This window comes from Dietzia sp. DQ11-44 (assembly GCF_014145205.1).
GTDB classification, from domain to species: Bacteria; Actinomycetota; Actinomycetes; order Mycobacteriales; family Mycobacteriaceae; genus Dietzia; species Dietzia natronolimnaea.
Window position 1 is genome coordinate 1 of the sequence record NZ_JAALEC010000262.1, and the last position, 6796, is coordinate 6796.

Genomic DNA, 6796 nt, shown 5'->3' on the forward strand with positions numbered 1-6796 from the left:
CGGTCGGTGCGGCCGGCGAGCTGCTCACCGCGGGCCAGCACGGGACCACGTTCGGCGGTAACCCCGTCGCGTGCGCGGCCGCCCTGGCCGTTCTCGACACGATCGAGTCCGAGGACCTGATCGCGCACGTCGACCGACTCGGGAAGATCATCGCCGCGGAGATCGAGTGCCTGGATCACCCGCTGGTCGACCACGTGCGGGGGAGGGGACTGCTGCTGGGCGTCGTGCTCACCGCCCCGCTCGCCAAGGCCGTGGAGGGGGCGGCCCGGGAGGCCGGGTACCTCGTCGGTGCCACTACCGCGGACGTGGTCCGACTCGCCCCGCCGCTCGTGCTGACCGAGGAGCAGGTCGCCCGGTTCGTCGCCGGGCTCCCGGGCATCCTCGACGCCGCCACCCCGAAGGAGGCCACCTCATGACCGCCGCATCGTCGTCGGTGCGGCACTTCCTGAGGGACGACGACCTCAGTCCCGCGGAGCAGGCCGAGGTCCTCGATCTGGCGATGCGGCTCAAGGCCGCCCCGTTCTCGGCCCGCCCGCTCGAAGGGCCGCGGTCGGTCGCCGTGATCTTCGACAAGACCTCCACGCGGACCCGGTTCTCGTTCGACGCGGGCATCGCCCAACTCGGGGGGAACGCCATCGTGGTGGACTCCGGATCCACCCAGATGGGCAAGGGTGAGACCCTCTCCGACACGGCGAGGGTGATGTCGCGCTACGTCGAGGCGATCGTCTGGCGCACCTACTCGCAGGACGGGCTCGCCGAGCTCGCCGCGCACTCGGACGTGCCCGTCGTCAACGCCCTGACCGACGAGTTCCACCCGTGCCAGATCCTCGCGGACCTGCTCACCATCCGCGAGAACTTCGGTCGCACCGCCGGCCTGCGCGCGGTGTATCTCGGCGACGGTGCGAACAACATGGGGCACTCGTATCTGCTCGGGTTCGCGACCGCGGGAATGCACATCACCATCGCCGCGCCGGAGGGATACCAACCGACGGGGCAGGTGGTGTCGGACGCCGAGCGCGTGGCGGCGGGGACCGGCGGCTCCGTGAGGATCACGACCGACGTCGACTCGGCGGTGGCCGGGGCGGACGTCCTCATCACGGACACCTGGGTGTCGATGGGGATGGAGGACTCGGCGACCGACCGGCTCCGCGACCTGGCCGGTTACCAGTTGGGCCAGGAGTCCGTCGACAGGGCGTCCGACGACGTGATCGTCCTGCACTGCCTTCCCGCCTACCGCGGCAAGGAGATCGCGGCCGAGGTCATCGACGGCCCCCGCAGCCGCGTGTTCGACGAGGCCGAGAACCGGCTCCACGCGCAGAAGGCGCTGCTCGTGTGGCTCATGGAGCGGTCGTGATGACGGTGGGGACGGTCAGCAGGACCGCCAGGCACGCCCGGATCGCCGAGATCCTCCAGCGCCGACCCGTCCGGAGCCAGACCGAACTGGCGGAGGCCCTGGCCGAGGAGGGCATCGCGGTCGCGGTGGCCACCCTGAGCCGGGATCTCGACGAGCTCGGGGCCGTCAAGCTCCGGGCCGCCGACGGAGGCGCGGGCCGTTACATCATCCCGGAGGACGGCAGCCGGGCCCCGGGGATCCCCGGGGGCACGGACAGGCTCGGCAGGCTGCTCGGCGACCTGCTGGTCTCGGCGGACCACAGTGGCAACATCGCGGTCCTGAGGACCCCGCCCGGCGCCGCGAACTTCCTGGCGAGCGCCCTGGACCGCGCCAACCTGGACGACGTGGTGGGGACCATCGCCGGGGATGACACCATATTCGTGATGGCCCGTGAACCCGTCGGAGGCGCCGAGCTCGCGGACCGGCTCGCCTCCCTCGCCCGCCGCCCACTCTGACATCCACGACCCGACCCCAGACCGTAGAGATCCGAACCATCAAGGAGCACACCATGTCCGATCGCGTAGTCCTCGCCTACTCCGGCGGCCTCGACACCTCTGTCGCCATCAGCTGGATCGGCAAGGAGACCGGAGCCGAGGTCGTCGCCGTCGCCATCGACCTGGGTCAGGGCGGTGAGGACATGGAGGTCATCCGGCAGCGCGCACTGGATTGCGGCGCCGTCGAGTCGATCGTCGTGGACGCCCGCGACGAGTTCGCCGACGAGTACTGCGCCCCCACGATCAAGGCCAACGGGATGTACATGCGGGAGTACCCGCTGGTCTCGGCGATCTCCCGCCCGCTGATCGTCAAGCACCTGGTCACGGCGGCCAAGATGCACGGCGGTACCTCCGTCGCGCACGGCTGCACCGGCAAGGGGAACGACCAGGTCCGCTTCGAGGTGGGCTTCGGTGCGCTCGCCCCGGACCTCGAGGTGATCGCCCCGGTCCGCGACTACGCCTGGACGCGTGAGAAGGCCATCGAGTTCGCGGAGCAGAACGAGATCCCCATCAACGTGACCAAGAAGTCCCCGTTCTCGATCGACCAGAACGTCTGGGGCCGCGCGGTGGAGACCGGTTTCCTCGAGGACCTGTGGAACGCCCCCACGAAGGACGTCTACGACTACACCGAGGACCCGACCCTCAACTTCGCCGCTCCCGACGAGGTCACCGTCACCTTCTCGGAGGGCATCCCGGTGGCGATCGACGGGCGCAAGGTCTCCGTGCTCGAGGCCATCGTGGAACTCAACCGCCGGGGCGGGGCCCAGGGCGTGGGGCGGCTGGACATGGTCGAGGACCGGCTCGTCGGTATCAAGAGCCGCGAGGTGTACGAGGCGCCGGGCGCGATGATCCTCATCACCGCGCACAAGGCGCTCGAGGACGTCACCCTCGAGCGTGAGCTGGCGCGGTACAAGTCCGGGGTCTCCGACCAGTGGTCGAACGCGGTCTATGACGGCCTGTGGTTCTCCCCGCTGAAGTACGCCCTCGACGCCTTCATCGACAACACCCAGCAGCACGTCTCCGGGGACATCCGGATGGTCCTGCACGGTGGTTCCATCGTCGTCAACGGTCGTCGTTCCGACTCCTCGCTCTACGACTTCAACCTCGCGACCTATGACGAGGGGGACTCGTTCGACCAGAGCTACGCCAAGGGCTTCGTGAACCTCCACGGTCTGAGTTCCAAGATCGCCGCCAAGCGGGACCTCGGGCTGTGAGCGACGCCGACCGGCAGGACGACCGGCACGGCACCAACGCCGGAGCACTGTGGGGTGGCCGCTTCGCGGGCGGGCCCGCCGAGGCGATGGCCGCACTGAGCAAGTCCACGCACTTCGACTGGGAGCTGGCCCCGTACGACATCAGGGCCTCCAAGGCCCACGCCAGGGTCCTGCACCGCGCGGGGTTGCTCTCCGGTGCGGACCTCGACGCGATGCTGGACGGTCTGGACCGCCTCGCCGCGGACGTGGATTCCGGCGCGTTCGGCCCGGCAGAAACGGACGAGGACGTCCACGGGGCCCTCGAACGCGGTCTGATCGACCGGGTGGGTGTCGAGGTGGGTGGGCGCCTCCGTGCCGGCCGGTCCCGCAACGACCAGGTCGCCACGCTGTTCCGGATGTGGTTGCGTGACGCGGTGCGTGAGGTGGCCGGGGGTGTGCTCGACGTGGTCGACGCGCTCGTGGCGCAGGCGGACGAGCACCCCGAGACCGTGATGCCGGGCAAGACGCACCTCCAGGCAGCCCAGCCGATCCTGCTCTCGCACCAGCTCCTGGCGCACGCGCAGCCGTTGCTGCGGGACGTCGATCGGATCCGCGACCTGGACCGCCGTCTCGCGGTGTCTCCGTACGGTTCGGGCGCTCTGGCCGGGTCGTCCCTCGGACTGGACCCGGACGCGATCGCGGCGGAGCTCGGCTTCGACCGCGCGGCGGACAACTCGATCGACGCGACGAGCTCGCGGGACTTCGCGGCCGAGGCGGCCTACGTCCTCGCGCAGATCGCTGTCGATCTCTCCCGTCTGGCGGAGGAGGTGATCGCCTGGTCGACCCCGGAGTTCGGGTACGTGACCCTGGCCGACGAGTGGTCGACCGGTAGTTCGATCATGCCGCAGAAGAAGAACCCGGACGTCGCGGAGCTGATGCGCGGCAAGACGGGTCGGTTGATCGGCAACCTGACCGGGCTGCTCGCCACCCTCAAGGCCCAGCCGTTGGCCTACAACCGGGACCTGCAGGAGGACAAGGAGCCGGTCTTCGACTCCGTCGCCCAGCTCTACCTGCTCCTCCCGGCGATGGCCGGCATGGTCTCGACCCTGACGTTCCACCCGGAGCGTCTCGCCGCGCTCGCCCCGGCCGGATACACGTTGGCCACCGACATCGCGGAGTGGATGGTCCGTCAGGGCGTGCCGTTCCGCGTCGCCCACGAGGCGGCCGGGGAGTGCGTGCGGGTGGCCGAGTCCCGCGGCGTCGGGCTGGAGGAGTTGACCGACGACGAGTTGGCGACCGTCGACCCGGCGCTGACGCCCGACGTCCGCGACGTGCTCACCGTGACGGGATCGATCGCGTCACGGAGCGCACGCGGCGGCACCGCCGGCACCGCCGTGGCCGAACAACGGCGGCGGCTGGGAGAGATCCGTGACGAGCTCGCCCACTGGGTAGGGTGAGCGCCATGTCCGTCATCGATGCCCGTCTGCTGGAGATCCTCGCCTGCCCCGAGGACAAGGGTCCGCTCCTCCTGGCGGGCGACGACACGCTCTACAACCCCCGCCTCCGCCGCGCGTACCGGATCGATGACGGTATCCCGGTCCTACTGGTGGAGGAGTCACGTCAGGTGGATGACGCCGAGCACGCGGACCTGCTCGCCGCCGCGGGCGCAGCTCCACAGGAGTGACCCGGCGGTACGCCGGGGCGGACCCGTTCCGCACGCTGCTCCGCGAAGCGGACCCGGCCGGGGCCGCGCGCGCACTGCTCGGGGGTGTCCTGACCCATGACTCCGTCTCGGTCCGGGTGGTCGAGGTGGAGGCCTACGGCGGACCGGTCGACTCAGCCCATCCGGATCCCGCCGCGCACACCTGGCCGGGTCCGACCCCGCGAAACGAGGTGATGTTCGGCGACGCCGGTCACCTGTACGTCTACCTGAGCCACGGGATCCACCGGTGCGTCAACATCACCTGCCGGCCCGCGGGCGAGGGCGGCGGGGTACTGCTGCGCGCCGCCCGGGTGGAGGGCGGACACCGGGTGGTGGACGACCGCCGGCCCGGTATACCCGTGGAACACGCGGCCCGCGGGCCGGGGAATCTCGGCAAGGTGTTGGGTATCGATCTCTCCCACCGGGGAACGGATGTCCTCGACCCGACGTCGTCGGTCACCTTCCGTCCCGATCCGGTACCCGAGTCGCAGATCCGGTCCGGCCCCAGGGTGGGTGTCTCCCGTGAGGCGGAACGCCCCTGGCGGTTCTGGCTGGCGGCCGCCCGGGAGGTCTCCGCCTACCGGCGCAGTCCTCGCGCGCCGAGGGTGACGCACCCCGCCCCGTGGTAGCCCACCGCGTCGATGGGGAACAATGGCACGCGTGACTTCCAACATCCTCGAAGACCTACAGTGGCGGGGGCTCATCGCGCAGTCGACCGACCTCGACGCGCTCCGTGCCCATCTCGACGAGGGCACCGTGTCGTTGTACTGCGGCTTCGATCCCACCGGTCCGAGCCTGCACGCAGGTCACCTGATCCCGCTTCTCACCCTGCGGCGGTTCCAGCTGGCCGGGCACCGACCGATCGTGCTGGCCGGGGGAGCGACAGGGATGATCGGCGACCCCCGCGAGGTGGGGGAGCGCACCATGAACACCGCGGACACCGTGGCCGAGTGGGCCGAGCGCATCACCGGTCAGCTCGAGCTCTTCGTGGACCTCACCGAGGGGCCCGTGGGCGCGCGGGTGGTCAACAACATGCAGTGGACCGGTCACCTGACCGCCATCCAGTTCCTCCGCGACGTCGGCAAGCACTTCTCGCTCAACACCATGCTCGGGCGTGACACGGTCAAGCGTCGTCTGGACGGTGACGGGATCTCGTACACCGAGTTCTCTTACATGCTCCTGCAGGCCAACGATTTCGTGCAGCTGCGTCGCACCATGGGGTGCACGCTGCAGATCGGCGGCTCCGATCAGTGGGGGAACATCGTCGGTGGCGTCGATCTGAACCGCCGGATGGACGGGGAATCGGTGCACGCGATGACCGTTCCCCTGGTCACCTCGTCCGACGGGAAGAAGTTCGGCAAGTCGACGGGCGGTGGGAGCCTCTGGCTCGACCCGGCCCTGACCAGCGCTTACACCTGGTACCAGTACTTCCTCAACACCTCAGATGCCGACGTGGTCCGCTACCTGCGGTGGTTCTCGTTCCTGGGCCGGGAGGAGATCGACGAGTTGGACGCACTCACCCGGGAGAAGCCGCACCTGCGGGCGGCGCAGAAGCGCCTGGCCGAGGAGATGACCACGATGGTGCACGGGGTGGCGGCCACGGAATCGGTGCAGGCGGCGTCCCAGGCACTGTTCGGACGCGGAGAGTTGACCGAGCTCGACGAGCGGACCCTCCGTGCCGCGCTCGAGGACGCCGGCGCGGTCGAGCTGGGATCCGACGAGCCGAGGACGATCGTCGATCTGCTGGTCGCGTCCGGTCTGTGCGAGAGCAAGGGTGCGGCGCGACGTGCCGTCGGTGAGGGCGGCGCGTACGTCAACAACCAGCGCGTCGACGATGTCGAGTGGGCGCCCGCGACGAGCGACCTCCTGCACGGGGCCTGGCTGGTCCTCCGGCGCGGCAAGAAGAACCTGGCCGGGGTCCGGATCCACTGATCCGGGGAGTAGGGGCAGACGGCGCCGGTACACACCGGCGCCGTCTCGCATTTCTCCCGTTGACCTGGCGATTTGCGTTTGG

Annotated in this window: 8 protein-coding genes; all 8 read left to right on the plus strand. The window is 70.0% G+C overall.

Annotation, left to right across the window (positions count from 1 at the left end; translation table 11 throughout):
- The coding region (locus tag G6018_RS07380) for an aminotransferase class III-fold pyridoxal phosphate-dependent enzyme (RefSeq protein ID WP_182639279.1) at positions 1 to 416 on the plus strand (416 nt) is incomplete at its 5' end.
- Positions 413 to 1354 carry an ornithine carbamoyltransferase gene (gene argF / locus G6018_RS07385; RefSeq protein WP_179525174.1) on the plus strand — a complete coding sequence of 314 codons (942 nt, stop codon included), beginning with the start codon at positions 413 to 415 and terminating at the stop codon, positions 1352 to 1354. The genes G6018_RS07380 and argF, both read left to right, overlap by 4 nt.
- The gene (locus tag G6018_RS07390; RefSeq protein WP_176474999.1) at positions 1354 to 1848 is read left to right on the plus strand and encodes an arginine repressor; all 495 of its coding nucleotides are present in this window, start codon (positions 1354 to 1356) and stop codon (positions 1846 to 1848) included. Before argF ends, G6018_RS07390 begins: the two co-directional genes overlap by 1 nt.
- A gap of 53 nt (positions 1849 to 1901) precedes the next feature.
- Complete coding sequence (locus tag G6018_RS07395) at positions 1902 to 3101, plus strand: argininosuccinate synthase (protein ID WP_095717203.1); 1200 nt, start codon at positions 1902 to 1904, stop codon at positions 3099 to 3101.
- The gene (gene argH / locus G6018_RS07400; RefSeq protein ID WP_182639280.1) at positions 3098 to 4537 is read left to right on the plus strand and encodes an argininosuccinate lyase; all 1440 of its coding nucleotides are present in this window, start codon (positions 3098 to 3100) and stop codon (positions 4535 to 4537) included. Before G6018_RS07395 ends, argH begins: the two co-directional genes overlap by 4 nt.
- Positions 4538 to 4542: 5 nt before the next feature.
- Positions 4543 to 4764, plus strand: coding sequence for a Trm112 family protein (locus G6018_RS07405; protein ID WP_179525175.1), 222 nt, complete (start codon positions 4543 to 4545; stop codon positions 4762 to 4764).
- Complete coding sequence (locus G6018_RS07410) at positions 4761 to 5411, plus strand: DNA-3-methyladenine glycosylase (protein ID WP_182610492.1); 651 nt, start codon at positions 4761 to 4763, stop codon at positions 5409 to 5411. Before G6018_RS07405 ends, G6018_RS07410 begins: the two co-directional genes overlap by 4 nt.
- Positions 5412 to 5442: 31 nt before the next feature.
- Positions 5443 to 6714, plus strand: a complete 1272-nt coding sequence (gene tyrS / locus G6018_RS07415) for a tyrosine--tRNA ligase (RefSeq protein ID WP_311201625.1) — start codon at positions 5443 to 5445, stop codon at positions 6712 to 6714.
- Positions 6715 to 6796 lie beyond the last annotated feature (82 nt).

Excerpts from the sequence above, each read along its gene's own strand:
- argF (WP_179525174.1), top strand. The coding sequence starts at position 413 with ATGACCGCCGCATCGTCGTCGGTGCGGCACTTCCTGAGGGACGACGAC.
- G6018_RS07390 (WP_176474999.1), top strand. The coding sequence starts at position 1,354 with ATGACGGTGGGGACGGTCAGCAGGACCGCCAGGCACGCCCGGATCGCC.
- G6018_RS07395 (WP_095717203.1), top strand. The coding sequence starts at position 1,902 with ATGTCCGATCGCGTAGTCCTCGCCTACTCCGGCGGCCTCGACACCTCT.
- G6018_RS07405 (WP_179525175.1), top strand. The coding sequence starts at position 4,543 with ATGTCCGTCATCGATGCCCGTCTGCTGGAGATCCTCGCCTGCCCCGAG.